This window comes from Sneathiella aquimaris, from assembly GCF_026409565.1.
GTDB classification, from domain to species: Bacteria; Pseudomonadota; Alphaproteobacteria; order Sneathiellales; family Sneathiellaceae; genus Sneathiella; species Sneathiella aquimaris.
Map to the genome: position 1 here is coordinate 719,020 of NZ_CP112881.1, position 25,983 is coordinate 745,002.

General features: G+C 49.7%; 28 protein-coding genes. 14 read left to right on the top strand and 14 right to left on the bottom strand.

Features of this window, described 5'->3' with window-relative positions; all coding sequences use genetic code 11:
* Nucleotides 1–32: 32 nt before the first annotated feature.
* Nucleotides 33–794: an SDR family NAD(P)-dependent oxidoreductase gene (locus OIR97_RS03255; protein ID WP_169546244.1), complete on the top strand. Its 762-nt coding sequence runs from the start codon at nt 33–35 to the stop codon at nt 792–794.
* A gap of 21 nt (nt 795–815) precedes the next feature.
* Here OIR97_RS03255 and OIR97_RS03260 read toward each other — a convergent pair whose 3' ends face one another.
* Nucleotides 816–1,109 carry a 4a-hydroxytetrahydrobiopterin dehydratase gene (locus OIR97_RS03260; protein WP_169546245.1) on the bottom strand — a complete coding sequence of 98 codons (294 nt, stop codon included), beginning with the start codon at nt 1,107–1,109 and terminating at the stop codon, nt 816–818.
* A 72-nt stretch (nt 1,110–1,181) separates the two neighbouring features.
* Here OIR97_RS03260 and OIR97_RS03265 point away from each other — a divergent pair, with 72 nt between their 5' ends.
* Both OIR97_RS03265 and OIR97_RS03270 read left to right on the top strand, forming a co-directional pair.
* Nucleotides 1,182–1,658 carry a low molecular weight protein-tyrosine-phosphatase gene (locus OIR97_RS03265; protein ID WP_169546246.1) on the top strand — a complete coding sequence of 159 codons (477 nt, stop codon included), beginning with the start codon at nt 1,182–1,184 and terminating at the stop codon, nt 1,656–1,658.
* Between the two features lie 9 nt (nt 1,659–1,667).
* Entirely contained in the window at nt 1,668–2,555 is an 888-nt protein-coding gene (locus OIR97_RS03270) for a spermine/spermidine synthase domain-containing protein (RefSeq protein ID WP_169546247.1), read from the top strand.
* 75 nt (nt 2,556–2,630) lie between these two features.
* Here OIR97_RS03270 and thpR read toward each other — a convergent pair whose 3' ends face one another.
* Genes thpR through OIR97_RS03285 form a run of 3 tightly spaced genes read right to left on the bottom strand, consistent with a single transcriptional unit; the run spans nt 2,631 to nt 4,978 of the window.
* On the bottom strand, nt 2,631–3,215 hold the full coding sequence (gene thpR, locus OIR97_RS03275) for an RNA 2',3'-cyclic phosphodiesterase (RefSeq protein ID WP_169546248.1): 585 nt from the start codon (nt 3,213–3,215) through the stop codon (nt 2,631–2,633).
* Between the two features lie 12 nt (nt 3,216–3,227).
* Entirely contained in the window at nt 3,228–4,271 is a 1,044-nt protein-coding gene (locus tag OIR97_RS03280) for an NADP(H)-dependent aldo-keto reductase (RefSeq protein ID WP_169546249.1), read from the bottom strand.
* A 41-nt stretch (nt 4,272–4,312) separates the two neighbouring features.
* Nucleotides 4,313–4,978 carry an arylesterase gene (locus OIR97_RS03285; protein ID WP_169546250.1) on the bottom strand — a complete coding sequence of 222 codons (666 nt, stop codon included), beginning with the start codon at nt 4,976–4,978 and terminating at the stop codon, nt 4,313–4,315.
* Nucleotides 4,979–4,988: 10 nt separating this feature from the next.
* Between OIR97_RS03285 and OIR97_RS03290 the strand changes: the two genes are divergently transcribed.
* The 5 genes from OIR97_RS03290 (at nt 4,989) to OIR97_RS03310 (ending at nt 11,988) form a co-directional block, all read left to right on the top strand.
* Nucleotides 4,989–5,705 (top strand): ABC transporter ATP-binding protein, encoded by a 717-nt coding sequence (locus OIR97_RS03290; RefSeq protein ID WP_219821771.1) that lies wholly within the window; start codon nt 4,989–4,991, stop codon nt 5,703–5,705.
* Complete coding sequence (locus OIR97_RS03295; RefSeq protein WP_219821772.1) at nt 5,702–8,251, top strand: ABC transporter permease; 2,550 nt, start codon at nt 5,702–5,704, stop codon at nt 8,249–8,251. Before OIR97_RS03290 ends, OIR97_RS03295 begins: the two co-directional genes overlap by 4 nt.
* Before the next feature lie 100 nt (nt 8,252–8,351).
* Nucleotides 8,352–9,038 carry a Bax inhibitor-1/YccA family protein gene (locus OIR97_RS03300; RefSeq protein ID WP_267177786.1) on the top strand — a complete coding sequence of 229 codons (687 nt, stop codon included), beginning with the start codon at nt 8,352–8,354 and terminating at the stop codon, nt 9,036–9,038.
* Nucleotides 9,039–9,184: 146 nt separating this feature from the next.
* Nucleotides 9,185–10,663: a M81 family metallopeptidase gene (locus OIR97_RS03305; protein ID WP_169546253.1), complete on the top strand. Its 1,479-nt coding sequence runs from the start codon at nt 9,185–9,187 to the stop codon at nt 10,661–10,663.
* Nucleotides 10,660–11,988, top strand: coding sequence for a tetratricopeptide repeat protein (locus tag OIR97_RS03310; RefSeq protein WP_169546254.1), 1,329 nt, complete (start codon nt 10,660–10,662; stop codon nt 11,986–11,988). The genes OIR97_RS03305 and OIR97_RS03310 overlap by 4 nt, the downstream gene beginning before the upstream one ends.
* Before the next feature lies 1 nt (nt 11,989).
* Here the strand turns inward: OIR97_RS03310 and OIR97_RS03315 are convergent, their stop codons facing one another.
* Nucleotides 11,990–12,376 carry a DUF2794 domain-containing protein gene (locus OIR97_RS03315; RefSeq protein WP_169546255.1) on the bottom strand — a complete coding sequence of 129 codons (387 nt, stop codon included), beginning with the start codon at nt 12,374–12,376 and terminating at the stop codon, nt 11,990–11,992.
* Nucleotides 12,377–12,506: 130 nt separating this feature from the next.
* Between OIR97_RS03315 and msrB the strand changes: the two genes are divergently transcribed.
* Nucleotides 12,507–12,908 carry a peptide-methionine (R)-S-oxide reductase MsrB gene (gene msrB, locus OIR97_RS03320; RefSeq protein WP_169546256.1) on the top strand — a complete coding sequence of 134 codons (402 nt, stop codon included), beginning with the start codon at nt 12,507–12,509 and terminating at the stop codon, nt 12,906–12,908.
* Here the strand turns inward: msrB and OIR97_RS03325 are convergent, their stop codons facing one another.
* The 4 genes from OIR97_RS03325 to OIR97_RS03340 are packed head-to-tail and all read right to left on the bottom strand — an operon-like array spanning nt 12,909 to nt 16,691.
* Nucleotides 12,909–13,898, bottom strand: a complete 990-nt coding sequence (locus tag OIR97_RS03325; protein ID WP_169546257.1) for an ABC transporter ATP-binding protein — start codon at nt 13,896–13,898, stop codon at nt 12,909–12,911.
* Nucleotides 13,895–14,890 carry an ABC transporter ATP-binding protein gene (locus OIR97_RS03330; protein ID WP_169546258.1) on the bottom strand — a complete coding sequence of 332 codons (996 nt, stop codon included), beginning with the start codon at nt 14,888–14,890 and terminating at the stop codon, nt 13,895–13,897. Before OIR97_RS03330 ends, OIR97_RS03325 begins: the two co-directional genes overlap by 4 nt.
* 2 nt (nt 14,891–14,892) lie before the next feature.
* Nucleotides 14,893–15,744 (bottom strand): ABC transporter permease, encoded by an 852-nt coding sequence (locus OIR97_RS03335; protein ID WP_169546259.1) that lies wholly within the window; start codon nt 15,742–15,744, stop codon nt 14,893–14,895.
* Nucleotides 15,741–16,691, bottom strand: coding sequence for an ABC transporter permease subunit (locus OIR97_RS03340; RefSeq protein WP_169546351.1), 951 nt, complete (start codon nt 16,689–16,691; stop codon nt 15,741–15,743). The genes OIR97_RS03335 and OIR97_RS03340 overlap by 4 nt, the downstream gene beginning before the upstream one ends.
* Before the next feature lie 353 nt (nt 16,692–17,044).
* On the opposite strand from OIR97_RS03340, the gene OIR97_RS03345 reads away from it, so the two are divergent.
* The 3 genes from OIR97_RS03345 (at nt 17,045) to OIR97_RS03355 (ending at nt 18,623) form a co-directional block, all read left to right on the top strand.
* A complete protein-coding gene (locus OIR97_RS03345) occupies nt 17,045–17,395 on the top strand; it encodes a hypothetical protein (RefSeq protein WP_169546260.1) in 351 nt (116 codons plus the stop codon).
* 83 nt (nt 17,396–17,478) lie between these two features.
* Nucleotides 17,479–18,090 (top strand): SCO family protein, encoded by a 612-nt coding sequence (locus tag OIR97_RS03350; RefSeq protein WP_169546261.1) that lies wholly within the window; start codon nt 17,479–17,481, stop codon nt 18,088–18,090.
* A gap of 14 nt (nt 18,091–18,104) precedes the next feature.
* Nucleotides 18,105–18,623, top strand: coding sequence for a copper chaperone PCu(A)C (locus tag OIR97_RS03355; RefSeq protein ID WP_169546262.1), 519 nt, complete (start codon nt 18,105–18,107; stop codon nt 18,621–18,623).
* A 36-nt stretch (nt 18,624–18,659) separates the two neighbouring features.
* On the opposite strand, the gene OIR97_RS03360 is transcribed toward OIR97_RS03355, so the two are convergent.
* Nucleotides 18,660–19,499 carry an FAS1-like dehydratase domain-containing protein gene (locus OIR97_RS03360; RefSeq protein WP_181017965.1) on the bottom strand — a complete coding sequence of 280 codons (840 nt, stop codon included), beginning with the start codon at nt 19,497–19,499 and terminating at the stop codon, nt 18,660–18,662.
* A gap of 62 nt (nt 19,500–19,561) precedes the next feature.
* On the opposite strand from OIR97_RS03360, the gene OIR97_RS03365 reads away from it, so the two are divergent.
* Nucleotides 19,562–20,545, top strand: a complete 984-nt coding sequence (locus OIR97_RS03365) for a CHAD domain-containing protein (RefSeq protein ID WP_169546263.1) — start codon at nt 19,562–19,564, stop codon at nt 20,543–20,545.
* Here the strand turns inward: OIR97_RS03365 and OIR97_RS03370 are convergent.
* Nucleotides 20,521–21,351: a sterol desaturase family protein gene (locus OIR97_RS03370; protein WP_169546264.1), complete on the bottom strand. Its 831-nt coding sequence runs from the start codon at nt 21,349–21,351 to the stop codon at nt 20,521–20,523. The two genes, OIR97_RS03365 and OIR97_RS03370, sit on opposite strands and share 25 nt — an antisense overlap.
* Nucleotides 21,352–21,454: 103 nt before the next feature.
* On the opposite strand from OIR97_RS03370, the gene OIR97_RS03375 reads away from it, so the two are divergent.
* Nucleotides 21,455–22,057: an alpha/beta family hydrolase gene (locus tag OIR97_RS03375; protein ID WP_169546265.1), complete on the top strand. Its 603-nt coding sequence runs from the start codon at nt 21,455–21,457 to the stop codon at nt 22,055–22,057.
* Between the two features lie 26 nt (nt 22,058–22,083).
* On the opposite strand, the gene OIR97_RS03380 is transcribed toward OIR97_RS03375, so the two are convergent.
* From OIR97_RS03380 to OIR97_RS03390, 3 genes are all read right to left on the bottom strand, one after another.
* Complete coding sequence (locus tag OIR97_RS03380) at nt 22,084–22,596, bottom strand: NAD(P)-binding domain-containing protein (protein WP_169546266.1); 513 nt, start codon at nt 22,594–22,596, stop codon at nt 22,084–22,086.
* Between the two features lie 139 nt (nt 22,597–22,735).
* Nucleotides 22,736–23,143 (bottom strand): tellurite resistance TerB family protein, encoded by a 408-nt coding sequence (locus OIR97_RS03385; protein WP_169546267.1) that lies wholly within the window; start codon nt 23,141–23,143, stop codon nt 22,736–22,738.
* A gap of 47 nt (nt 23,144–23,190) precedes the next feature.
* Nucleotides 23,191–25,980, bottom strand: coding sequence for an ATP-dependent DNA helicase (locus OIR97_RS03390; protein ID WP_169546268.1), 2,790 nt, complete (start codon nt 25,978–25,980; stop codon nt 23,191–23,193).
* Nucleotides 25,981–25,983 lie beyond the last annotated feature (3 nt).

Here is a 25,983-nt window from a genome sequence, read left to right on the forward strand (position 1 = left end):
AAAACAAACGTTAGATTATCGGGAGACGGATAATGGATATCAGCGGAAAAGCTGCTATTGTAACAGGCGGTGCATCTGGTTTGGGAGCGGCGACAGCGACAGCACTGGCTGAAGCGGGTGCAAAAGTTGCTATTTTCGATTTGAATACTGAGGCTGCCGAAGCAATGGCGGAAAAAATTGGTGGATCAGCGTTCACAGTAAATGTGGCAGAGGATGCGTCAGTTGAAGCCGGCTTTGAAGCTGCTCGCGCGGCACACGGTCCTGCGCGTATTCTGGTCAATTGCGCGGGTATCGGTCCTGCTGCAAAAACAGTATCAAGCCGCGGAATGCATCCCTTGGACAAGTTCCAGCAGGTACTGAATATCAATCTGATCGGAACCTTCAATTGTATTCGCCGGGCGGCTGACGACATGGTCAAGCTGGATCCAATGGAAAGCGGCGAGCGCGGCGTTTGCATTAATACGGCATCTGTGGCTGCCTATGATGGTCAAATTGGTCAGGCTGCCTATGCGGCGTCCAAAGGGGGTATCGTTGGTATGACGCTTCCGATTGCCCGTGATCTATCCAATGTTGGTGTCCGGGTCATGACGATTGCCCCTGGTATTTTCGGAACACCACTGCTTATGAGTCTCCCTCAGGATGTGCAAGACTCGCTTGGAGCCAGTGTTCCTTTCCCCAGTCGTTTGGGTAATCCAGCAGAATTTGCGTCCCTGGCAAAGCATATCTGTGAGAACCAGATGCTTAATGGTGAAGTGATCCGTCTTGACGGCGCGATCCGTATGGCGCCGAAATAAAGACGTTTTAAGGGCGGCGGCTTACGGGTCGCCTACCTTGTCCATAAATGCGGCAAGCTTTATATCCTTTTCGCTGACACCGTCTGCGTCGTGGGTTGTCAACGTTACATCAACACGATTGTAAACGTTGAACCATTCTGGATGATGGTCTATTTTTTCTGCCGTCAATGCAACGCGTGTCATAAAGGCAAAAGCCTCATTGAACGATTTAAATCGAAAGCTTTTCTCAATCGCATCGCGCCCTGATTGAGCTTTCCATCCTTTTAAAGTCGCGATTTTCTGATCTCGTTCAGTTTTTTCAAGTTTCCCTGCCATTTCTATCTTCGCACCTCCATCGTTACCCTGTATATGTTCCCTAACCGTGGCCTGCCAAGGATAGAGGGTAGTATGATACAGGTTTTGTTTGTCTGTCTTGGGAATATTTGTAGATCACCGTCCGCGGAAGCGGTGTTTCGGGACATGGTCGCGGCGAAAAATCTTGAGAACAGGATTATAACGGATAGCGCCGGAACCGGGGCTTGGCATGTTGGTAATCCACCGGACGAACGGGCGCAGTTAATTGGCAAAACCAGAAATATTCAAATGTCGGATTTACGGGCCCGTCAGGTGCGAAGCTCAGATTTTGAGCAGTTTCAGTATATCCTTGCAATGGACAATGATAATTACGCCAATCTGTCACGCATGAAGCCTGATCATTTTAACGGCCGACTTTGTAAAATGCTGGATTTTGGTGCAAGCGAGGAAACCGAAGTGCCGGATCCATATTACGGTGATTTGTCCGATTATGAGTATGTTTTTGATTTGCTGAAGCCAGCATCAGAAGCATTGCTCAAGCACATTATTGAGAACGACCTGGATCGTTGAGAAAGTATTATGACCAAAATTAGTGAAATTAGCCGTACTTGGTGGCACGAAGAAACGGAAGGCGTCGCCTTTACCCATGCGCTCGATATGAAAAAGCTGCATGAAGAGCAAAGCCCCTACCAGAAAATCGAAATTTTTGACCATGAGACATTCGGTCGGATTTTGACATTGGATGGTTTGGTGCAGGCGTCGGAAGCCGATGAATTCATGTATCATGAGATGGCTGTTCATGTGCCGCTATTGGGGCGCGTGCGTGAAAATGCGAGTGTTCTGATCGTCGGTGGTGGCGATGGTGGCATTCTTCGTGAAGTGTTACTGCATGATTTCGTATCCCGCGTTGTCATGGTTGAAATCGATGAGCGGGTCGTTGAATTGTCAAAGGAATATCTTGGCATTCATGGAAATTATGATGATCCAAGGGTTCAGCTAATCATTGGTGATGCTGCCGATTACATGAAAAAGGCGCGTGCATCGGGGGATAAGTTCGACCTGATCATTCTTGACCTGAGTGAGCCGGTCGGGCCATCGGCCACTGTCTTCACAGAAGAATTCTGCCAGAATTTTTCAGCCTGCATTACGGATACCGGGGTTGTTCTGGACAGCGATAGTATTTTTGTTGGCAAAGAGCGCGCCTATTTCCTGCAGGAGCTTTGCGGAGATAAAGACCAAAATCTTGTCAGCATCATGCAGAAAAAACATCTTCTGCCTCATGTCTCAGGATATCGGTCAATCGTGCAATTATATCCGGCTGCAGAATTTGGGTTTTTCCTCTATAGCCGTGATGGTTACGATTATTCAAACCCGGTTAAAGCCCATGAAGGGCGCCACTATAATGAAGCCCTTCATAAAGCCTCTTTTGCTTTACCGACCTGGTGGAAAACCAATTTAGGATTTTAGCATCCGCTGAATGACGCGCCGCACTTTGGCGGCGCCTTTTCGGCGGCGCGGCGCGACCCAAACCGATAGGTTAGGTCATTCGCCTGACATGCTTGCCAGTGAGGATTGCTCGGCGGTCGCAGGGGCGTTGATCAAGTCGAAATACATCTCTTCGGTATAAATGGCGCCGGTATGGGCAAGGTGGCTGGAGAATAATGTGAAGTGATCGACCTGAACGGGAGGAATTCGAAACAGGGCGTTATCGGACAGATATTGCCGGACTTTTTCGTAAGGCGACATATGGATCCGGGCAAGTGTTATATGTGGCTTGAAACGCCGGTCCTCTAGTTTGAAACCAGCCAGTGCCAGGTTCTTCACTACTTTTTGTTGGAGGCTCATCAGGTCAGGGCTGGATTTGATGCCGGCCCAAAGAATACGGGGGCGCCTGGAATTTCCAAACACCCCCACATTTTCAATTGTCACGTCAAATGCGGCGTGTGAGATTCTGCTTAACGCCATTCCGATATCCAGTATTTCGGCTTCCGGAACTTCTCCGAGGAAGGAAAGCGTCAAATGCGCATTTTCACTGGATATCCATCGCGCATCTGGAATACCACCGCGCAATGTTTCAATTCGTCGCTTAACGTCTTCGGGTAAGGAAAGAGCAACGAATAACCGCATTTCAGAACCTCCTTAAGGACAAGGATAAGGATGCTGACTATGAATATCCTCTATTTTTGTGAGAATGTCGTCTGAAAGTTTAATGTCAATACTGCCAATGTTGGTTTTAAGCTGCTCCAGATTGGTTGCGCCGATAATATTGGACGTCACAAAGCGCCGTGAATTGATATAGGCCAGTGCCATCTGAGACGGGTCCAGCCCATTTTCGTTGGCAAGGGCTACATACTGGTCTGTCATCTTGTGGGCAATTTCAGTGGAGTAACGAACAAACCGCGTAAATAGAGAAAAACGGGACCCTTCGGGCTTTTGACCCCCTTGATATTTCCCGCTCAGCATACCCATCGCAAGCGGAGAATAAGCCAGCAATCCGCATTGTTCGCGGATCGAGATTTCAGCCAGACCCACTTCGTAAGATCGGTTCAGAAGATTGTAAGGGTTCTGGACAGAAACCATTCTTGGCAGGTCGTATTTATCGCTAAGATGCAGATACCGCATGGTCCCCCATGCACTTTCATTGGATAGTCCGACATGCCGTATCTTGCCACTTTTAACAAGGGCGTCCAGGGCTTCCAGTGTTTCAAGAATCTCGACAGCATCCTCTTCTTCTTCATGGACATAGCCCAGTTTGCCAAAATAATTGGTACTGCGCTCTGGCCAGTGAAGTTGGTATAAGTCGATATAGTCTGTTTGAAGTCGCGTCAGGCTTTTATCAACGGCATCATTGATATGGCGTGCATGAAGGCGGCTAATCTCTCCGTTTCCGCGAAAATACGTATTATCGGATTTTCCAACCACTTTGGTGGCCAGAATGACATCATCCCGCTTCCCGCGATTTTTGATCCAGCTTCCAATAAACTTTTCCGTCAAACCCTGAGTTTCTTCTTTAGGCGGGACAGGATACAGTTCAGCTGTATCAATAAAATTGATGCCGCTCGCCACTGCCATTTCAAGTTGTTGGTGGGCTTCTTCTTCTGTATTTTGTTCGCCCCAAGTCATGGTTCCAAGGCAGATAGCGCTTACGTCCAGATCTGTTTGACCCAGTTTTCTATATTCCATAATTTGTCCTGTAAATTTTTTGCGGGTGCGCCCCAGATTACTCAGTGGTTGGATACAAATTCGACAAGGGATGGCGTCATTTTTTCCACAATTAACGCAACGCCCTCTTTGTTCGGGTGGATGGCGTCCTCCTGATTCAGATCGGGAATGGACGCAACACCTTCCAAGAAGAAAGGATAAAAGGCGATCTTGTACTTTTTTGCAAGCTCAGGATAGATCCGATCAAATTCTTCCTGATATTCAGGGCCCATATTGGGCGGAGCTTTCATACCTGCCAGCATAACAGGAATGTCTTTTTCCTGAAGTTTTTCAATTATCTTCATAAGGCTTTTCCGCGTGACGGAAGGTTCAATTCCCCGCAATGCATCATTGGCGCCAAGTTCCAGCAGGACGAAGTCCGCACCATTGCCGATCGCCCAGTCCAGACGTTGAAGGCCTCCGGTCGAGGTGTCCCCAGAAACACCCGCATTTTCAACCTTTATATCCAGCCCCGCCTTTTGAAGCGCGGCTTCCAGCTGGACCGTAAAGGCTTCGGTTTGTGGAAGGCCATATCCCGCCGTCAGGCTATCCCCAAAAGCGACAAGGCGGCGGGTCTCGTTTGCAGTTACACTCTGAATTTGAAGAAAAAAGAGGGCAACGACGGCAAATATGTTGAAAAAACGAGTAAATTTGCCATATGCCAAGAAATCATGTTTTTGTTTTTGCATTGGAATGAACGTGCCCCACTCGCCGATCGTCAGTTTAAATTCTATACATCTCACACTTAATTCAGATGCGGGCCCTGTCAATATCCTGCGTGGTATAAACCTGTCAGTACAGGCCGGAGAGACTGTTGGTATTGTTGGACCGTCCGGGTCTGGAAAGTCAACCTTGATGTCCATAATGGCGGGGCTGGAGACGCCAACCGAGGGAACGGTTGAGGTCGCAGGGAACCAGCTTGACAAGATGGATGAAGATGCATTGGCGCGGTTTCGGCGTGACAATGTGGGTATTGTATTTCAGTCCTTTCATCTGGTGCCAACCATGACCGCGCAGGAAAATGTGGCCATCCCGCTTGAACTTGCTGGACGTAAAGACGCGTTTGAGGTGGCGAGGCAGAAACTCGAAGCCGTTGGGCTGGGGGCACGCGCCACACACTATCCATCCCAGCTTTCAGGGGGAGAACAACAACGGGTCGCTTTGGCACGGGCCGTTTGTACGGAGCCGAAGATTTTTCTTGCAGATGAGCCAACCGGAAATCTGGATGGGAAAACCGGTGAATTGATTGTCGATCTGATGTTTGAATTGCATGATGCCCACGATACAACAATGATCCTTATCACGCATGACGATCAACTGGCTGCGAAATGTGATCGGGTGATCCGGGTGGAAGATGGCCGGGTTGTCGAAATGCCAGCGGATCAGCTGCGGCCGGTGGAAGCACAGCCATTATGAGAAAAACCGGTTCTGATGAAAGCCTGATGCTTGCCCTGAGATATACATTTCGGGAATTGCGGGGCGGTCTTAAAGGGTTTCGAATTTTTATTGCCTGTCTGGTGTTAGGGGTCGCCGCCATTGCCGGGGTCGGTACTTTGTCCAGTTCAATTTCTGAAGGCTTACGGTCGAACGGCAAGCTTATCCTGGGTGGTGATGTGGACGTTCGGTTGACGTCTCGGCCGGCCAGTGGGGACGAATTGACGTGGCTGCGATCACAGGGAAAAGTGAGTGAAACGCAGATCCTTCGTGCCATGGTTCGAGCGGAAAAAACCGACAAACGGTTGCTTAGTGAATTAAAGGCGGTGGATGACCTTTACCCGTTATTCGGGGCATTGACAGTTTCTGAGAAAAGCAACACAGAGCGTTCTGAGCAGGAACTTCTGCGCCCGGAAGGGGGCAACTATGGTGCCATGGTCGAGCCGATTTTACTGGACAGGCTGGGTGTGACGGTTGGCGACTCTTTGAAAATAGGGACGTTGTCTTTCATCGTTCGTGGGATTATCGAAAATGAACCTGACAAAGCCAGTCAGGGAATGAGTCTGGGACCCCGTGTTATTATTTCCACCCAGGCGCTGGAAAAATCCGGATTGATCCAGCCCGGCAGTCTTATCCGGTATCACTATCGACTGGATCTGGCGCCTGATACTGGTATCCCTGATTTCCGAAATGCCGTGAAGGTCGCGCAACCAGATGCAGGGTGGCGGATCACGGACAGTTCCAACGGTGCCCCCGGAATAAAACGGTTTGTTGATCGGGTGGCCATGTTCCTGACACTGGTCGGGCTGACCGCCCTGATCGTTGGCGGGGTTGGTGTGGGGAATGCAATTCGCGCCTATTTGGATGGTAAAATTGAAACGATCGCGACCTTGAAATGTCTCGGGGCGAGCAGTCGGTTTATCTTCCGTGTTCACTATTTTCAAGTGATGATACTGGCATTTGTCGGGTCGGTTACCGGATTGGTGATCGGGTTTGGCGGTGCATGGGTTGCGTCGCAGTTTCTGGCAACGGCCTTACCGGTACCTGCTGTCGTAACGTTACAGGCAGGCCCCCTGATTTTGGCCGCCGCGTACGGATTGCTCACGGCAACATTGTTTGCGATCTGGCCGCTTGCGAGGGCACGGGAAACACCTGCAGCGTCGCTTTTTAGGGATGTGGTGTCCGTACGGCGCTGGCCGCGCCCCCGTTACCTTCTCCTTATCGGCGTGACCTTTATGTCCTTGGTGGCATTGTCGATCCTGACGGTGGAAGAAAAAATATTTGCGATCGGTTTTGTGGTCGCAGCCTTATTGATTTTCAGCATTTTGATGGCAGTCGGATTTATCGTCCAATGGCTGGCCCGTCATGCCCCAAGAGCCAGTATTCCTGTTTTGCGACTGGCGATTGCCAATCTCCATCGCCCGGGTGCCGCAACGGCAAGCGTGATTTTGTCGATGGGATTGGGTTTGACCCTTTTTGTCACGGTGGCCTTGATTGAAGGGAACTTAAGGGCGCAGGTCCAGGATCAATTGCCGGAAAATGCACCTGCGTTTTTCTTCATCGATATTCAGAACAGACAGCTTGATCAATTCGTCGACCGTGCCAGTGCAATTGAAGGCGTGAGTGATGTAAACTATCTGCCAAATCTGCGCGGACGCATTGTCGCTGTCGACGGTGTCCCCGCGGCACAAGTCAAAGTTGCCAGTGACGTGAAATGGGTGCTTCGCGGTGATCGCGGGCTTACCTATTCCCAGAAAATTCCGGCGAATGCAACGGTTGTTGAAGGGGATTGGTGGCCCGAGGATTATCAGGGAAAACCGCTGATCAGTATGGATCAGGAAGCCGCGGTCGGAATGGGAATTGGAATTGGTGACACGCTAACCGTGAATGTTATGGGCCGTGAAATTACAGCCGAGATCGCAAATTTACGCGAAATTGACTGGAGTACGCTTGCGATTAACTTTGTGATCGTCTTCGACCATAATACTTTGGCTGCGGCCCCGCATAGCCTGCTCGCGACGGCAAAAGCGCAGGATCAGGCGGAAACCACATTGTTTCGAACGATCACGACTGAATTTCCCAATATTTCGGTTGTTCGGATGAAGGAAGCACTGCAGACCATTTCCAAAATCCTTGAGCAGTTGTCGTCTGCTGTGACGGCAACGGCATCCATTACATTGGTTGCGGGTATTCTGGTTTTGGCAGGGGCTTTTGCCGCAGGGCATCGCAAGCGTGTGTATGACGCAGTCATTTTGAAAGTTCTGGGTGCAACAAGACGCGATATTTTCAAAACTTTTTTGCTGGAGTATGCCCTGTTGGGGCTGGTGACGTCCTGCATTGCAGCGTTTGCCGGATGGGCCGCTGCCTATCTGGTTATCACCGATGTACTTGAAGCAAAATGGACAAGCTTACCGGGAACGCTGGTCGGGACAATCGTCGTGAGTGTCGGTATTACGGTTCTGTTTGGATTGCTTGGCTCCTGGCGGGCGCTTGGTGAAAAAGTAGCACCGGTTCTTCGATCTGATTAAACACGATTATTTTCCTTGAATTTTATGGTAACTACTCCAATATCTAGCCTAAGTTAAATTCCTTAGAGGGTAAGGGTATATGGCAACCGAATATACAAGAATGAAAACAGCACAAACCAGCGCAGCCGAACAAGCTGTGATGGATGAAGGCCTTCGCGCCTATATGCTGAAAGTTTATAATTACGTGGCCTCTGGCCTCGCACTCAGTGGCGCTGCCGCCGCATTTACAGCAAATACACCTGTTGTTTATAACGCTGTCTTTGGAACACCATTGCAGTGGGTTGTTATGTTGGCGCCATTGGGCATGTTGTTCATCATGGGACGCGGAAGTGTTCAGACAACAAAGATCATGTATTGGTTGATGGTCGCTACCTTCGGTGTTTCCATCTCTTACATCTTCCATGTCTATACATCAGAAAGCGTTGTCCGGGTTTTCTTTATCACGGCTGTGACATTTGGCTCCATGAGCTTGTGGGGCTACACGACGAAGCGTGATCTGTCGGGTATGGGCTCGTTTCTGATTATGGGTCTTGTTGGCATCCTGATTGCATCTGTCGTCAATATCTTCCTGGGATCTTCCATGCTTCAGTTCGTCGTATCTGTGCTTGGTGTTCTGATCTTCACTGGTCTGACAGCGTATGATACACAGCGGATCAAGTCTGAATATTACCACGGACATGACAATGAGATTCTTGAGAAAGGCGCCATTATGGGGGCTGTTTCTCTTTACCTGAATTTCCTGAACCTGTTCATGATGCTGCTGAGCCTGCTCGGCAATCGCGAATAGAGTGTTCGAAAATCTGAAGAAAAGCCCGGTTTAATCCGGGCTTTTTTTATGGCCGCTCTCCGCCCGAATTTTTATCTTGGCAGAGGCGATCAAGCTGTTAAGATAGTTTGAAAGCAAACATAGTATTTTAACGGAATGTGAGCCAGATGCGTATTCTCATCGCGATGATGAAACATGAAACAAACACTTTCTCTCCAATTGTTGCTGACTGGAAGCGATTTCAGGACTGGGGCGCGCACCTTGGGGAAGACGCATTAAAGGCCTATGAAGGAACCGCGATGCCCATGGGGGCCTATATTGAACTTGCCCGTTCAATTGATGCGGAAATTGTTACGCCTGTTGCTGCTGAAGCGATGCCTGCGGGGCTGGTAACCAAAGAAGCCTATAATAACCTTGTCGAGCCGATTTTGGAGGCTGTGCGAAATGGGGTGGATGCCGCGATGCTGGACCTGCATGGCGCGATGGTCTCGGAAGTAACACCTGACGGTGAAGGTACTCTGCTTGAGCGTATCCGAGAAATTGATCCTGAGTTACCGATTGCTGTCACTCTGGACTTGCATTGTAACCTGACAGACAGGATGGTGCGGAACTGCACAACCCTGATCGGTTACAAGACCTATCCTCATGTTGATATGTATGAAGTGGGTATGCAGATTGGTCAGGCACTGCTGGATAGTATGGCGGGCAAGATTGATCCCGTTATGTCCTGGGGAAATGTTCCTGTTCTAAGCCAGACCCTGTGTCAGGGGACCGATGATGAACCAATGGCAACTTTGATCCGACTGTGTAAAGAAGCGGAGCAGGAAAAAGGCGTCATTGCCGCAACGGCCTTTGGCGGTTTTGCTCTGGCTGATATGAAAGATTCCGGTAACTCCGTCATTGTTGTCACCGATGGTGATCAGGTAAAGGCCGATGCTATTAGAGACCGGATTCTTGCCAAAGCTTGGGCACTTCGGGAGGATTTTGTCTACAAACACGCGCCGCTTGAAGAAAAGGTCGCCGAAGCCAAATCCATGACAGAGGGGCCAATTCTGTTGCTGGATCACGCGGATAACTGCGGGTCTGGTGCGACGCAGGATGTGATGACCGTGATTGCAGAAATCATGCGGCAGGGCTTGGAAGACGTCGCCGTTGGTGCGGTTTGGGACCCAGTTGCCGTACAGGAAATGCAAAAAGCCGGTGTGGGCAATACTGTGACGCTCAAACTTGGCGGTAAAACGGATATGCCGTCAATTAACGAGGTGGGCGAGCCGCTTGAAATTACTGGAACGGTTAAGGTCATCAGCAATGGTGAATGGACTGTCAGGGGGCCGATGTATACAGGTGTGAAAGTCTATATGGGACCAACCGCGGTTCTGGATACGGGCAACATGGAAATCGTGATTGTGTCCAATCACCACGAACCCTGGGATCAGGGAGTGTTTACGTCTGTTGGTATCCAGCCAGAGCACAAACGGTATGTGGTTCTGAAAAGCCGTATTCATTACCGGGCTGGGTTCGCTCCGATTGCAAAAGCAACTTTGCGTTTGGACGGGAAAGGGGTCACGACCTCGGATAACAAGCTGCTTGAATATAAGAATGTGCGCCGGCCGATTTATCCGCTGGATTTAATTAACGAGGCATGATGATGCAGGACGGGTTTGGCAATACTGTTTCAACGACGTCAGAAGGAACCATCGACGCGATTGATCGGTTTTCGAACAGTTTGATCGGGTATGGTACAGACTTCGCTGTTGTCTTTGAGCAGTCAGATGCGGACCCGGAATGTGCTGTTTTGGCTGCGTTGGCGACCCAGTTGGGGTTGTTCATGGAAAGCCCCGATCGCCTTGCAATAGCAGATAAGTATCTTACCCGCGCTGTCGAGGCCGCGCCCCGAGCCACCCTTCGTGAACAGCTTTTTGTTGAAGCGATGCTGGCCCATCGAAACGCCGATTATACAAAGGCAATCTCCTGCCACCGCAGGCTGGCCGCCGAATTTCCTGAAGATCTTTTGTCAGCTAAAATCGGGCAGACCCTTTATTTCAATCTTGGAAATGATGAAGGTATGCTGTGGCTTGCGGATCAAGTGCTGGACGCTCATCAGGGCAACGCCTATGTTCATGGGATGCGGGCCTTCGGACTTGAACAGATGAGCCGATTGGAAGAAGCCGAAGAAGAAGGACGAAGAGCCACCGAGATGAAACGGTGTGAGCCTTGGGCACATCACGCGGTTGCCCATGTGATGATCACTCAGGGACGTCTGGACGACGGTATTCAGTGGATGCAAACGCTCAGTGATGAATGGGGCGGATGTAATTCATTTATGTATACCCACAATTGGTGGCATCTGGCGCTTTTCCACTTGGAAAAAGAAGAATTTGATGAAGCTTTGGCTCTTTATGATCGCAGTGTCTGGGGCCGGGAAAAAACCTATAGTCAGGATCAGATAAACGCCATTTCCTTGTTATGGCGTCTAGAACTTGCCGGTGTCGATGTTGGTGATCGCTGGATGGATGTTGCCAATTATGTCGCCGATCGTAGTTTCAATAATGATCAGCCATTTTTGGATATGCAGTATATTTTCGCGCTGGCCCGCGGCGGAAAAGAAGAGGCGGTTACGGGGCTGCTGGCGGGCATGAATAAGCAAGCGAAAGAAGGTCCTGCAATGACCCGCACAGTCTGGAGGGATGTCGCTGTTCCTGCGGCTGAAGCGTTCGTCGCATATGCAAAAGGTGAGTTTGGTAAGGTGATCGATTTGCTGGGCCCCGCGCGTGTCAGAATGCAAAGCATCGGTGGGAGCCATGCTCAACGGGATTTATTCGAGCAGGTCTGGATTGATAGTCTTCTTAAAGTCAGGGACTTTGAAACCGTTATGCCATTGATCGAGAAACGCCTTGAATTCCGCCGTCCCGTGAAATTGGACCAAACCCTGATGATGAGAGCCAGAAACGCACAGTCTGCTTATTCTTGAGCTATTCGACCGTGTCAAAACGCTTGCGGTCAAAAACCTTCAAAACCTGAGACAGAGACTGTCCCCGCTTCAAGGTTCGGCCATTCTGAGCCTGAACGGAGTAGGCACCCTGTTTTTTTGCCAGTTTTGGCTCTTTAAAGATCCGATAGACAGGTTTTTCCGTGGTTCGGTGGAAAATGGCAAACACGCAAAGATGTTTCTCTTGGCCGATCGCATAATCCCGCCATTCTGATTTGGCGACCATTTGTCCGTAAACTTGAAGGATTTGAGCGAGTTCTCTTCGGTCAAAAAACACAGGAGGGGATGTCAATTGCGCTCTTGGGCCCGGCCGCTGGGTGGTCCCAGACCGGGCCTGATAGTGATCGTTGAAACTAACAACCTCGCTCATTGGCGCTCCTATCTTGCTTTAATTCGATTTTTCCTTAAATACACAGGTTCGTCAAGTATTGTGAGGCGAAATTCCGTATCTTTTCCTATATATAGGGGGGAGGTGCCAGTTATTGGAGGAAAGTCATACCATGGTAGACAAGATTGTAAAAAGTGATGCGGAATGGCGCGAACAACTCTCCAAAGAGCAATTTAAGGTTGCTCGTAAAAAGGGGACAGAACGCGCCTTTACTGGTATTTATCATGATAACAAGGAAGTTGGCATTTATGAGTGCCTTTGCTGCGGTGAGCCTCTGTTTTCATCTGAAACCAAATATGATTCCGGCACCGGTTGGCCCAGTTTCTGGCAGCCTTTAAATCCCGAAATGGTTGGGGAAGTTCCAGATCGCAGCCTTTTTATGCGCCGGACCGAAGTTGTTTGCAATAAATGCGATGCGCATCTGGGGCACGTTTTCCCGGATGGCCCTGCCCCAACAGGGCAACGATATTGCCTGAATTCGGCGGCGTTGGATTTCAAGAAAAAAGAAGATTAATCAGCCAGCCTGATTGAGCAGATCATCGGAGAAATGGCAGGCGGCCAAATGGTCGCTTTCCACTTTCCGCAGTTTGGGTGCTTCTTCCTTGCACCGATTTGTTGCCATCGGGCAGCGATCCTGAAAAGAACAGCCGATCCGTCTTTCAGTCTGACCTGTCACATTTCCAGAAAGCCGGATACGGTTTCTTTTATTGCCGGCTGCTGGTTTGGGCACTGCGTCCAGCAGGATCCGTGTGTAAGGGTGTGCGGGACGGGCAAACAAGTCTTCGGTCCGACCTTTTTCAACAATTGATCCCAAATACATGACAGCAACTTCGTCACATAGATATTCAACAACAGCCAGATCGTGACTGATGAACATATAGGTCACGCCGAAACTATCCTGAAGATCCCGCAGCAGGTTCAGGACCTGTGCCTGAACAGAAACGTCCAGCGCCGAGACCGGTTCATCCGCAACGATCAACGCAGGGCGCGTAATAAGAGCACGTGCAATCGCAATACGCTGGCGTTGTCCGCCGGAAAATTCATGGGGATATTTTTCTGTATCGGTGGCTTTCAGGCCAACCGACATCAAGACTTCCTTTACACGGTCGCTTTTTTCCTGAGTACTGAGCGGTGCAAGGGCGGCCAGTGGTTCCGCGACAATGCGGCCAACCGTGTGATGCGGGTCCAACGATCCATAAGGGTCCTGAAACACCATTTGAAAATGTTGGCGCATTGGTCGAAGTTCGTTGAAGTTTTTTCCAACAACCTCATCTCCAAGAATTTTAACCGATCCGGAATCGGTTTCTTCCAGAGCCATAACATTGCGCGCCAATGTTGATTTGCCGCAGCCACTTTCCCCCACAATGCCAAAGCTTTTACCTTCTTTTATCTGAAAGCTGACGCCGTTCAGGGCATAAACAAACCGTGGTTTGGCAAACAGGCTTTCTTTTGGTAGGGGGTAATGGCGGACCAGGTCGGTGACCTCAAGTACAGTTTTACTCATTGATACAGTCCTGTCGTTCTGGCCTGAATAGCTTGTTCCATGTTGTGACAAACGACCTTATGACCACTGCCCAGATCTGTTTCTGACGGAACAGTCATACCGCAGCCAGAGGATGCAATCGGGCAGCGATCGGTAAATGTGCAGCCTTTGGGAAGGTTGATCAGGTCTGGAACCGTGCCGGGAATGGTTGTTAATCGTTTTTGTCGCCCCATACCGATTTTTGGCATGGCTGCAAATAGTCCTTGAGTATAGGGGTGGGTCAATTCGTCAAAAATATTATCGGTTGTTCCGCTTTCAACAACCGTTCCCCCGTACATAACCATTACTTTTTGCGTATTTTCCGCAATAACCCCTAGATCATGGGATATGAGGATTAGGGCCATCCCCTCTTCAGCCACAAGGGTCTGTATAAGTTCGAGGATTTGATCCTGAATGGTCACATCCAGCGCTGTCGTTGGCTCATCCGCAATCAGGATGTCGGGGGAGCAGGACAGGGCCAGAGCAATCATAACCCGTTGGCGTTGACCACCAGAGAGCTGGTGAGGATGGTTGTGGATCCGCTCTGACGGGTTTGGAATGCCGACGCGATCCATAAGCCGCAAAGCTTCTTCAAAAGCTTCTGCTTTGGATAAACCGCGATGCAGCCTTAAGGGCTCCATGATCTGGCGCCCAACCGTATGAACCGGGTTCAGGGACGTCATGGGTTCCTGAAAAATCATCGCCATCTGGTTTCCGCGGATATGGCACATTTGTTTTTCAGATTTCTGAAGCAGGTTTTCCCCGTTCAGCAGCAATTCGCCTGTTGTTACTGCATTTTCCGGCAATAACCCCATCAATGCGAGGGCTGTCATGGATTTACCACAGCCGCTTTCACCGACGATCCCAAGTGTTTCCCCTTTTTCAAGGTGAATGTTCAGGTTTCGAACGGCAGGGGCCAGCCCTGAGGCAGTATTCAGCATGACGGTCAGGTTGCGAACATCAAGTAAACTCATCACTAACGCTTCCTGCTTAGACGTGGATCAAGGACATCTCTTAGGCCATCTCCCAACAGGTTCAGCCCAAAGACGGCAATGGCGATGGCGGCCCCGGGATAGATAGCCTGCATTGGCTGTAAGAACATAAGGGTCTGGGCTTCATTGAGCATACGGCCCCAAGAAGGGTGCGGTGGCTGTGTGCCAAGGCCAAGATAGGACAGTGCAGCCTCTGCCAGGATCGCAATCGCGAACTGAATGGTTGCCTGAACAATGACGATAGACAGAATGTTCGGCAATACATGCTCAATGGTAATTCTGAACTTGCCTTTACCGGATGCGCGGGCGGCCATTACATATTCGCGGGCCCAAATGGAATTGGCTGTACCGCGGGTCAGGCGGGCGAAGACCGGGACATTGTAGATACCAATGGCGATGATTGAATTGACCCCGCCTGGACCCAGAATAGCGGTGATCATGATGGCTGACAAAATAGCCGGAAATGCGAACGAGAAATCACTCATTCGCATAATAATTTCTTCGGTCCAGCCGCGCTTGGCTGACGCCAGCAATCCAAAACCAACACCAGCAAACAAGCCAATCGAAACGGCGACAATACCGACTGTGATCGAATTTTGAGTGCCCGTCATAAGCATCGACATGACATCCCGACCAAATTGATCTGTTCCGAGCCAGTGGTCAGCAGAAGGGGGTAAGAAGCGGTCAGAAATGACAATGTCATATACTTCGCCGGGGGTCCAAAACAATGAAACCAGTGCGCACAGCAATAAGAACCCTGTCAGCAATCCACCGACGAGAAAGCTGCGACTTTGCAGGCAACGGCTAAAAAACGACTGGGAGGCAGAACTACTCATATATCGTGGGCTTTCAATCTTGGGTCGATAACCGCGTATAACATATCAACGACAAAATTCGTGACGACAACCATGCCAGCCAACATCAGAACAACGTTTTCAACAACAATTGTATCGCGATTGTTGATGGCTTTCAGGACAGTTGATCCCAGACCGGGCAGGTGGAAGACATTCTCAACGACGACGGTTCCAGCAAGAAGATTGGCAAATTGAAGACCGGTGACGGTAAGGACCGGTATCATTGCGTTGCGCAACACATGCAGCCACAGTGTTTTTCTTTGGCTTAGGCCTTTTGCCCGGGCTGTGCGGACATAATCTTCACGGAATACTTCCAGGACGGAAGAGCGGGTAATTCGGGCAAGGATCGCGCCCTGAACAGTCGCGAGCGCAATCGCGGGCAGAAGCAAGGCCCTGAAGCAAGCCCAAAAGCCTTCTTCCCATCCCGGAAAACCACCCGGTGGAAGCCAGCGCAGTTTGACCGCAAAGAAAAGAATAAGCAGAACCGCAAGCCAGAAGTTAGGGACAGAAATTCCTAATTGGCTCACACCCATCAGGGAAATATCACTGGCTTTATTGTGGTTGGCAGCCGCATAAAGGCCGATTACCAAAGCAATGACGACACTTAAACTCATGGACAGGATGGCCAAGGGAACGGTGATTTTAAGGGCCCCTTCTACCAGTTCCCAGACCGGAACCCGATAGGCGTAGCTGTTCCCCAGTTCACCTTGCAGAATCCCAAAAATCCAGTCGAAATATCGTTCCATTACAGGACGGTCGAGCCCAAGCTCCTTGGTCAGTGCGAGGATTGCTTCATCGGTAGCATCGACCCCAAGGATAACCAATGCGGGGTCCCCGGGCAGAATTTCCATTACAGTAAAAATGACAATTGATGCGCCAACGAGAGTCGCAAGAAGTGTCATAAAACGTTTTGCGAAAAAAACACTCATGAATTTTGTAAGACCGCCCTTGCCCAGTTTAACGTACGCATTTTTGTTATCAGCCGCATTATTGTAGCACTTTTTTACGACCGTCATCTAAATTCCCACACTAGCCTTAGAATTGTTTGTCGTCAATCATTCTTGAAGACGCTGGATGCATAGGCAGGATTAGCTTTTATGATGTATTACAGTTTGTTCTGACTTTAAGGAAACAGGGAGCAAATTGTCGCAGGCGGGAGTTTGGTATTGTCGGGGTATTGGAGTTGATCTAATGTCCCGCCATGTTTTTAGGCATAAACCAGAAAAGAGGAAATATACGCTTTGGCGTCAGGGGGCATCGCCTTCTGGGGACATTTGCTGTCGTGTCTGTTCTTCTGAATTTTCTGGTTCCTGTAACGCATGGTTTTCTTTACTCGGCGCAGGCAGGAATGCTTGTGGAAATGTGTACGCCCTCGGGCATTCAATTGGTTCGGGTTGATGCAGGAGAGGGCGTAGAGAATTTTGAGGCCGATAATTCTGACTGCAGAGCCTGTGCAGATTGTCCGTTTTATTCATTAAATCTGTTGAAAGCTGCGATGCTTTCAAGCAATAAGCAAATTGCGTTTGATTTTCGAAACGGTATATCCCTCGCGGTTTTGTCTCAAAAAACATCGGATAAAGACCCCCCGTGGATGCGACCAGCTCAACGGGCACCGCCTGTCACCTTGATCTGATTAATCCCGTCTTCTTCAGTGCAAGACGTTCTACTTAACAGATATTCCGGTTTCTTCCGGTGTTCAGTTTCAAGGTGAAATAAATGAACAAAATCTTTACCTATTCAGTCGCCGCTCTTGTTGTTGCAGGCTTTACAATTGCCGTCCTATTTTTCACGGGTCTTATTCCCGGATCCCGTGGTACCAGTCAGGGATCAGGCATTATTGCTGGGGCTCCGCAAATTGGCGGGGCGTTTGAGCTCGTCGATAACAAAGGTAACACTGTTACCGACAAGACCTTCCATGGGAAGATGTCTCTGATTTTCTTCGGTTATACTTTCTGTCCCGATGTATGCCCGACGGAAATGCAGACCTTTGCTCAAGTAATGGAAGCTCTTGGAGACGACGCAGAGCAGGTAACACCCATCTTCATTACTGTTGATCCGTCCCGTGATACAGTCGAAGTTGTCGATGAGTTTGTTCAGTCCTTTCATCCGGCGATTGTCGGATTGACAGGCAGTGAAGCGCAGGTCGAGACAGTGAAAAAAATGTATCGTGCCTATAGTCAGAAGCAGGAAGATGGGGATCCGGAATACTACTTGGTGGATCACACATCTTTCACATATCTGATGGGCCCGGATGGCCAGCTTTCAACAGTATTTCGTTATGGAACAACACCGGAAGAAATCACCACTCACATAAAAGAACAACTCTAGTTGAAAGAAATATCATGAAATTCTTTAAATTTGGAATTGCAACCGCTGTTGCTGTCACTCTTATGTCCGGTTTGTTCGCTACTCCGTCTTATGCAGATGGAATGATGATGGCAAAAGACGGATGGGCCCGGTCCCGCACGGCATCTGCGAAGGTTGCAGGCGCGTTCGTAACGCTTCACAATATGGGCAAGGAAGATGACCGTTTGATCGGCGCGACATCCAAAATTGCAAAACGGACGGAAATTCACACGACCAAAATGACAGACGGTGTGATGAAGATGATCCAGGTGGAAGAGGGCATTGCGATCAAGGCCGGTGAAACCGTTCAGATGAAGCCGGGTAGCTATCATATCATGTTTATGGGGCTGACAGAGGTGCTTGCAGAAGGAAAGGAAATTCCGGTGACCTTGAAATTTGAAAAAGCCGGTGACGTGGATATTCTGGTCTCTGTCAAGAAAGCGGGTTCCATGGGTCACGGTGGCCATGGTGGCATGAAGAAAATGGATCATGGATCCATGAAAAAAACCAACTAAGTCTTTAGGGGAGGCAATTTGTTGCCTCCCTTTTCTCTAAAATTGCGCCGTTGCTGAAACTGCCAGTTCCCCCTCTGGACCCATGGCCCAGACACTGCACAGGCTGTCGTCGATTTTTTTTCCGCAAATCTTAAAGGGGGCAATGTCAAAGATCGGATTGAAATTCCTGAATTCAAAGTTTTTCAGGCTTTTCCCTTCCATATGGTCGGATGCAAGTTGCATCAAATAGGTTCCGATCAATGGCCCGTGGACGATGAGACCCGGATATCCCTCTACACCGGTCACATATTCTCGGTCATAATGAATGCGGTGCCCGTTAAAAGTTAAAGCAGAATAACGGAATAACATGACCGGGTCCGGAACGATGGTCTGATGCCAGTCATAGTCGGTTGATGCTTTTTCGGGGTTTTTCTTTGGAGCATTTACCTGTGGGTCATCTCGATAAACAATATCATGTTCTTCCATGATATAGCGGCCGTTTTCCCCTTTGAGTTCATGTTCCACTGTTACAAAAACCAGGCGGCCCGTGCGTCCGTTCTTTTCAACGATAGATTTGACCGTCGAAACCTTCTCGATGACATCTCCCGCCTTTATGGGGCGATTGAAGGTAAGCCTTCCGCCGGCCCACATCCGTCTTGGAAGGTCAACCGGGGGCAGGAAACCTCCCTTATAACTATGCCCATCCCGTGCCAGATTGGATTGCTTGTCCGTTGGCAGGAAATACATCCAATGACCGCCCGATGGAACATAGGGTGATGCTGGGGTCTCCTGATCCATGAAAGCGGCAAAACCATCAAGGGACTGCTGATGAATGATTTCAGTTCGCTTTTCCTGATTGCCGATCCAATCGGACAGTTCTATCTTATTCTCAGTCATGGTGGGTAAGCAGCTCCTGTTTTTTGGCTGTAGCATAAAAGAATAAATACAGGTCGTAAATAATGGTCACTGAAAAACGTGCAGATGCAGGCAATGATCGACCGGAGGACGCGTATAAATTGCCGCCCCTGGATCTGCGCGATGCAACCACTGTCGAAGCCGCCGCCCGGCTTATTTTTAAAGAATGTTCCGTTCATCTTAGGACAAATTTTGAACGTTTTGTGGCTTATGAAGACGAACCTTCTTTAATGCAGATCAGAATTGGGATGCGCCGCACAAGGGTCGCGATGCGGGTTTTCCGTCAAATCATTCATCCAGAAGTTTTGAAAAATTTTTCCCGAGAATACAAATATTTTGGCAGGCTTTTAGGCGAAGCGCGGGACATGGATGTGTTTCTGCGAGGGATTTTGAGCGAAGATTGCCCGCTGGATGGTCAGGAAGATGCCTACGAAGAGTTGCGCCATCATGCCCTCATTATGCGCGAAAAGGAATACAAACTTATCGCTGTAGAAATTCGGGGTGGCCGGTTTGCGATGCAACTGGAGAATTTTGACAACTGGCGAAAGGAAGACTGGTCAAAACGACTGGGTCGGACAGGCCAGAAAATTCTGAACGCGTCTGCACGGGAATTTGCTCTTGAAGTGATCGAGGATGGCCGTCAGGAGATGCTTAGCCAAGGTGCGTCCATTGAGGAGCTGTCCACACAGGAGCTGCATAAAGTCCGTAAATTTATAAAGCGCTCTCGTTATCATCTGAGGTTTTTTGCGTCTTTGATTGCCGCGGAAAAGCGACATCAGGGGTATGATATTCTTGTGAAAATGCAGGATAGCCTGGGGCACGTAAATGATGTGAAAGAGGCCTTACGCCTGATGGGGATTCTCGGGGGCGAGGTGAGAGCGGATCACATTGCGAATATCCTGTTGTTGATCGCCGAAAAAATTTCGGTGGCGGGAGAAGAAGTGCAGCAGCATTTGTCAGAGTTCACAACTCACTGGCACCACTATGAGGAATTCGTCATCACTCAGGATGATTTGTTGCCCAGTTGAGCTTTTTCTTTGCGAAACGGCAGTAGAATCATCCAGAAAAACGATTGGCGTTCTGCTTTTTGATAGCTGGACAAACCGATTGTCATCCCCTGCTGTCCTTTTTGAGGGGCGGCTTGATAGGTCCGGAACAGCCTGTCCCAGATCGCCAGATTGAACCCAAAATTTCGGTTCAATTCTGGGATCAGAATAGAATGGTGCACCCGATGCATATCTGGCGTCACAACAAACAGCCGTAAAATTCCATCAACCGGTTTTGGCAAGCTGGCATTGGCATGGTTGAACATGGCCATGGAACTGAGAATGACTTCAAACAGAATGACGCTAAGCACAGGGGGTCCGAGAAGAAGAATGACGCCTAACTTAATTCCCATTGAAAGGGCGATTTCGACAGGATGAAAACGGGCTCCGGTTGTCACATCATAGTCTATATCGGCATGATGAACCTTGTGGAGGCGCCAAAGAACAGGGACATGGTGGAAGGCCACATGTTGTCCATAAATAACTAAATCCTGAACAATAATGGCGATAATAACCGATAACCAAAGGGGCAGAGAGACCATATTCAATAGTCCCCAGCCATTTTCCTGGGCGATAAGGGCCATGCTAACCGCCAGAATTGGAAACACTAAACGTAAAAGCAGAGAATTAAAGAATGTAAGCCCCAGATTCTGGGTCCACCGCCACAGTTTTGGGGCGCGGAGTTTTCGTGTTGGACTTAAAAATTCCCACACCCCAACAAGTAAAAGGCTGCCAAAGAAGAAACCGAGGCGGATGGTCGGTTCGTTCTGTAAAATAAAATCAGACATTTTACTTCTTCTATTGCTGTTGATCTTTCTTCTATATAGGAATTCTGAAGAGTGAAACGATCAAAATTAAGTTATCCCATTTTTACAGTGAAAAGAGTAACGGATGTATCTGGAAAACGGTAACGTGAATTCTAAAACAAAACTTATTCTGGCACATGGTGCGGGCGCCCCAATGGATAGCCCGTTTATGGACTATTTTGCTGAAAAACTGGCGGGGGATGATCTTCACGTAATCCGGTTCGAGTTTCCCTATATGCAGGAGCGGCGGGAAAATGGGAAAAAGCGCCCGCCGAACAAGCAGGATATTCTCTTGGCCTGTTGGCGCCAGCTAATCGCAGATTTCGCGGGGGCAGACCGCTTGTTCATTGGCGGAAAGTCAATGGGGGGACGCATGGCGTCGTTGGTCGCCGATGAGGGCGGCGTTTCAGGCCTGGTTTGTCTGGGCTACCCTTTTTACGCCATCGGTAAGCTGGATAAACCACGGATTGAACATTTGAAGACCCTGAAATGCCCAACGCTTGTTGTTCAGGGCGAGCGCGATAGCATGGGAAATCGGGACGCCGTTGAACGGTATGATCTGTCCGATAACGTTAAGGTCTATTGGACAGAAGACGGGGATCACAGCTTTAAGCCGCGTAAAGCGTCCGGCCGGACCGAGATAGAAAATTGGGACGCGGCTATTGATGCTGTGAAGCAGTTTATATAACTGGCCGTTGTGACGTGAAGCGGTCCTTAATTATCCACCCGGCTGATGGATTTACCAAGGCAGTTCAAGATCGGTAAGGCAAGAGTATATTCATTGTCAGACGCGGACGCCTGAATTTCCAAATCACCGCTAGCAACCTTGCTTTCGTCAGCAGAAATAGGAGCACTAATCCAGATGGCCCCTTTTTCCTGCGCGGCTTTCTTGTATTCTTTGGATACATCCGGATCGCCAGCACCCATATCGATGACAAGCGTTCCTGATGTGAGATGTTCTAAAAACGAATTTTCCCCTTCCATCATGGCGGATAATTGTTTCTGATCAGAATGTGTCAGTATGATTGCCCCGCCTGAGGTTTTGTCAGCAACCTCTGCAGGTGACTCGCATAAATTAATGCCTTCCCGTGCGAAATCATATCGGGTGGCTGGTATATTGTGAAAGGCATAAGTCTTAGCACCAGCTGTACGGATCCGTTTCGCTAACGGTTTTCCAAGATGATCAGTGCCGACAAAGCCGACAATTTTTCCATCGAGTACTCCCATTCATTTCCTCCTCATGAGTTTTTTCTTATAAAGAAAAATATTATAGAAAAGAAAAAAGAAAGCAATCGATCGTTGTCCGGTGAAACAGCAAAAAAATGGCCACCGTTAGGTGACCACTTATTTCCGGTGTTGGTCCGTATTACAGGCGGACAAAGCGAATAGCAGCCCCACGCTCAATAGCCGCGGCCGTCAGTCGGTCAACGTTCAATCCATGTCTGAGAATTTCCAGCAGGCGCAATTCTTCCTGGCTAAGCTGACCATCACAAACAGCAATGTCACAGGCCAGAGCATAGGCTGTGTCATGTAATTTCTTCGGCAAGACAGCCTTGATTTTGGACACCATGCTGTTCAGGTCGCCTTCACCACTTAACATGTCCATGGAAGCGCGGGCATCCTCGACCAGGTGATCCTGATTATATTCAGAGAATACCGGAAGCGTTTTGACAATTTCACCGATCGTATTAAATTCCCGGTCTGTCATGTCTCCGTCAGCCGCGGAAACGATCACCATTGTTGAGATCAATGCGGTGTGAAGCGTAAGTGACATGAACCTGTATCTCCTTGTAATAATTTTGTCTCTTCAGGATATGGGGATCATCCCTGTTTATCCAACGAAATATTTTTAATTTCATTTTCTTTTTGAGCAATAAAATTTCGCGTTAGCCCAATTGCGTCTTTTAATCCTAGGCGTTCGATCTCAACACCCGGTGGAAAGGCCGAGGTCAAACGGCTGGGCATCATGCTATCCAGCATCACAAACACGCCAAAGTCGGTTTCGCGGCGAAGCAATCGGCCATAGGCCTGTTTCAACTTCAATCGGGTTAGCATGTCATCATAGCGGCTGCCCCCAAAAGCCGACCGTCTGGCTTTGTGCTTGATATCGGATCGTGGCCATGGAACACGGTCAAAAACCAATAGACGTAACGATCTGCCGGGAACATCCACCCCGTCGCGGACCGCATCTGTACCCAGCAGTACGGAGTTTTCTTCTTCGCGAAAAATATCAACAAGGGTTGAGGTGTCCAATGCGTCCTGATGTTGGGCAAAAAGGTCAATGCCTGCTTTCGCCAGTGCCGGGGCTATTTTTTCGTGAACCGCCCGCAGGCGCCATATGGCGGTAAAAAGGCCTAATCCACCGCCACCGGCGGCAAGAAACAATTCCCGATAGGCGCTGGCAACTTCGGCCATGTGGTCCCGGCGGACATCAGTGACCACAATGATTTTGGTTCGTTCCCCGAAATCAAAGGGGGACATATGGGTTGTTCGCTTGGGGGGTAAGATCAGTTGATGTGCGCCCGTTCTCAAATCTGCGGCTTGCCACCCTTCTTCCGCTTCCGCGGAATCTTTCAATGTGGCGGATGTTATGACGGCACCGTGAGAAGGCTTCAGCAGGGTTGTTGCAAAGGGCACAGTTGGGTCGATCCAGCTGCGATAATATCCCATATCAAAGTCACGCCCGCCAATCCGTTCAATCGACAGCCAGTCAACAAACATGTCTGGCGTGGGCTCGTTTATGTCCGATAGCATCGCCTGCCAGGGTTTGATCATTGTATTTGTACGGCGGGATAAACCCTGCACAGCGGCTTCGATACGAAGTCGGGTTGCGGTATCCAGATCTTCTGCTTCTTCATCCAGCCGTTTGATCAGGGCCTTGGCCAGATCGGCGAGCGGTTTGGATAACCCGGCAAGGGCTTTTTCCAAAACAAAGGCAGTTTCATCCAGTCCCGGGACAAATTCAACGGCGCTGCATTCGATAGAATAAGGGCTGTCAGGCTGGCCGGAGCGGGCCAGGACCTGTTGTTTGACATAGACAAGGAATTGTTCGGCAGGGCCAGCAGGCAGGCCATCATTCAGACGTTTTAACCAGCCGTCTGAGGGAAGTTGACGGGCCGCCTGAATTGCTGATTGCAGGGCATCATGTCCGGCTTCACTTTCGCCCAGCAAGTCGGAAATGCGTTTTTCCAGACCCCGCATCCGCCCTTTTCTGCCGCCGTCACTTCCGGCCACCCAGCGACGCAACTCGCTTGTTTCCAGCCCCGTAAGATGGGCCGAGAACGCACTGTCCGCCGCGTCAAAAAGATGGTGCCCTTCGTCAAAGACATATCGTTTTGGCAGGCCCGGATCATCTGGCCTGGAGGCCGCGTTAATCATCACGAGCGCATGATTGGCGATAACGATATCTGCCTTTCTGGCTTTGCGGGTGGATTTCTCGATGAAACATTTTCGGTAATGGGGACAGGCGGAATAAATACATTCACCGCGTCGGTCGGCAAGTCTCATAACGCGGCCTGCACCGGTAAGTTCATGCAGCCAACCGGGAAAATCACCTCCCATATCGCCGTCTCGCGTTGCAAGAACCCAGCGGGCAACAATGCCAAGAATGATCAGGTCTGGCCCGCGTGCGGCCCCGCCTTGAAGTGCTTCTTCAAAATTTAGGAGACAAAGATAGTTTTCCCGGCCCTTGCGAACGACGGCTTTAACCGCTTTGACATCGGGTTCAGGATAGAGCCGGTCCAATTCATCATCGATCTGCCGTTGCAGGTTTTTGGTATAGGTTGAAAGCCAGACAGCCCCTCCATTTTTTTCCGCCCAGACACTGGCCGGTGCAATATAGCCGAGGGTTTTCCCGGTTCCGGTTCCCGCTTCGGCGAGAACAACATGAGGCGCATCTTCCTGATCTCGGGGAGTGAAGGCGTGGGAGGCTGCGGCACTGAAATCCGCCTGCTGAGGTCGCGGCTCGGCGCTGCTATGTAATAACTCTTTCAGGCGGTCCCGGGCTTCCTGTTCGGAAATTGAAACATCGTCGGGAGGCGGTTCAGGTGCAAAATCGGGCCATTCTTTAACATGTTTCCAGACATCCAGCCCACCTAACGGCCCTGCGTTCTCTGTTTGCCCAAGGGCTGAAAGAACGAAGGGGGCCCAGTTCCACCCCGCACGGCCCATGGTGGCCGCAATGCGAGAGGCCTGTTTATTTGCCTCGGGCCCAAGTTTCATCAGATGATTGAGGAGAAAATTCACGGCTTCGTATAACGAAAGGGCTTGCTCCTCCAGCGTATCGCCCGTATGAATTTTTAGGGATTTTGCTATTCCCTTGGGGGTTGGCAAGGCCAACTTTGCTGGGAAGGTAAAAGCGAATAGTTCCAGAATATCAAAGGCGGTAAATGGATTAAGGCCCAGCCGACGGGCCACCGCCAATCGGTGTACTAACAAAGGCGGACATTCTTCAATTCGAGCTTGTGCGGATGAAATCGATTCTTCCTCGATTTCCCCGTCAGCGGTCAGCCAAACTGTTTTTTCACCGGATAACACCAGAACCGGGACATCGGGCAGCCTGATCTCTTGCTTTTTGTCTGAATTTCCCTGCTGTTGTTCAGTTTCTGACATATA

Bases quoted from the DNA above. Each gene is read 5' to 3' on its own strand.
- OIR97_RS03335 (WP_169546259.1), bottom strand. From the start codon at position 15,744: ATGAGTAGTTCTGCCTCCCAGTCGTTTTTTAGCCGTTGCCTGCAAAGT.
- OIR97_RS03375 (WP_169546265.1), top strand. From the start codon at position 21,455: ATGTATCTGGAAAACGGTAACGTGAATTCTAAAACAAAACTTATTCTG.
- OIR97_RS03295 (WP_219821772.1), top strand. From the start codon at position 5,702: ATGAGAAAAACCGGTTCTGATGAAAGCCTGATGCTTGCCCTGAGATAT.
- OIR97_RS03280 (WP_169546249.1), bottom strand. From the start codon at position 4,271: ATGGAATATAGAAAACTGGGTCAAACAGATCTGGACGTAAGCGCTATC.
- thpR (WP_169546248.1), bottom strand. From the start codon at position 3,215: ATGCGGTTATTCGTTGCTCTTTCCTTACCCGAAGACGTTAAGCGACGA.
- OIR97_RS03260 (WP_169546245.1), bottom strand. From the start codon at position 1,109: ATGGCAGGGAAACTTGAAAAAACTGAACGAGATCAGAAAATCGCGACT.
- OIR97_RS03325 (WP_169546257.1), bottom strand. From the start codon at position 13,898: ATGAGTAAAACTGTACTTGAGGTCACCGACCTGGTCCGCCATTACCCC.
- OIR97_RS03300 (WP_267177786.1), top strand. From the start codon at position 8,352: ATGAAAACAGCACAAACCAGCGCAGCCGAACAAGCTGTGATGGATGAA.
- OIR97_RS03340 (WP_169546351.1), bottom strand. From the start codon at position 16,691: ATGAGTGTTTTTTTCGCAAAACGTTTTATGACACTTCTTGCGACTCTC.
- OIR97_RS03315 (WP_169546255.1), bottom strand. From the start codon at position 12,376: ATGAGCGAGGTTGTTAGTTTCAACGATCACTATCAGGCCCGGTCTGGG.
- OIR97_RS03285 (WP_169546250.1), bottom strand. From the start codon at position 4,978: ATGCAAAAACAAAAACATGATTTCTTGGCATATGGCAAATTTACTCGT.
- OIR97_RS03355 (WP_169546262.1), top strand. From the start codon at position 18,105: ATGAAATTCTTTAAATTTGGAATTGCAACCGCTGTTGCTGTCACTCTT.
- OIR97_RS03380 (WP_169546266.1), bottom strand. From the start codon at position 22,596: ATGGGAGTACTCGATGGAAAAATTGTCGGCTTTGTCGGCACTGATCAT.
- OIR97_RS03370 (WP_169546264.1), bottom strand. From the start codon at position 21,351: ATGTCTGATTTTATTTTACAGAACGAACCGACCATCCGCCTCGGTTTC.
- OIR97_RS03385 (WP_169546267.1), bottom strand. From the start codon at position 23,143: ATGTCACTTACGCTTCACACCGCATTGATCTCAACAATGGTGATCGTT.
- OIR97_RS03330 (WP_169546258.1), bottom strand. From the start codon at position 14,890: ATGAGTTTACTTGATGTTCGCAACCTGACCGTCATGCTGAATACTGCC.
- OIR97_RS03255 (WP_169546244.1), top strand. From the start codon at position 33: ATGGATATCAGCGGAAAAGCTGCTATTGTAACAGGCGGTGCATCTGGT.
- OIR97_RS03350 (WP_169546261.1), top strand. From the start codon at position 17,479: ATGAACAAAATCTTTACCTATTCAGTCGCCGCTCTTGTTGTTGCAGGC.
- OIR97_RS03265 (WP_169546246.1), top strand. From the start codon at position 1,182: ATGATACAGGTTTTGTTTGTCTGTCTTGGGAATATTTGTAGATCACCG.
- OIR97_RS03365 (WP_169546263.1), top strand. From the start codon at position 19,562: ATGGTCACTGAAAAACGTGCAGATGCAGGCAATGATCGACCGGAGGAC.
- OIR97_RS03360 (WP_181017965.1), bottom strand. From the start codon at position 19,499: ATGACTGAGAATAAGATAGAACTGTCCGATTGGATCGGCAATCAGGAA.
- OIR97_RS03390 (WP_169546268.1), bottom strand. From the start codon at position 25,980: ATGTCAGAAACTGAACAACAGCAGGGAAATTCAGACAAAAAGCAAGAG.
- OIR97_RS03270 (WP_169546247.1), top strand. From the start codon at position 1,668: ATGACCAAAATTAGTGAAATTAGCCGTACTTGGTGGCACGAAGAAACG.
- OIR97_RS03310 (WP_169546254.1), top strand. From the start codon at position 10,660: ATGATGATGCAGGACGGGTTTGGCAATACTGTTTCAACGACGTCAGAA.
- msrB (WP_169546256.1), top strand. From the start codon at position 12,507: ATGGTAGACAAGATTGTAAAAAGTGATGCGGAATGGCGCGAACAACTC.
- OIR97_RS03305 (WP_169546253.1), top strand. From the start codon at position 9,185: ATGCGTATTCTCATCGCGATGATGAAACATGAAACAAACACTTTCTCT.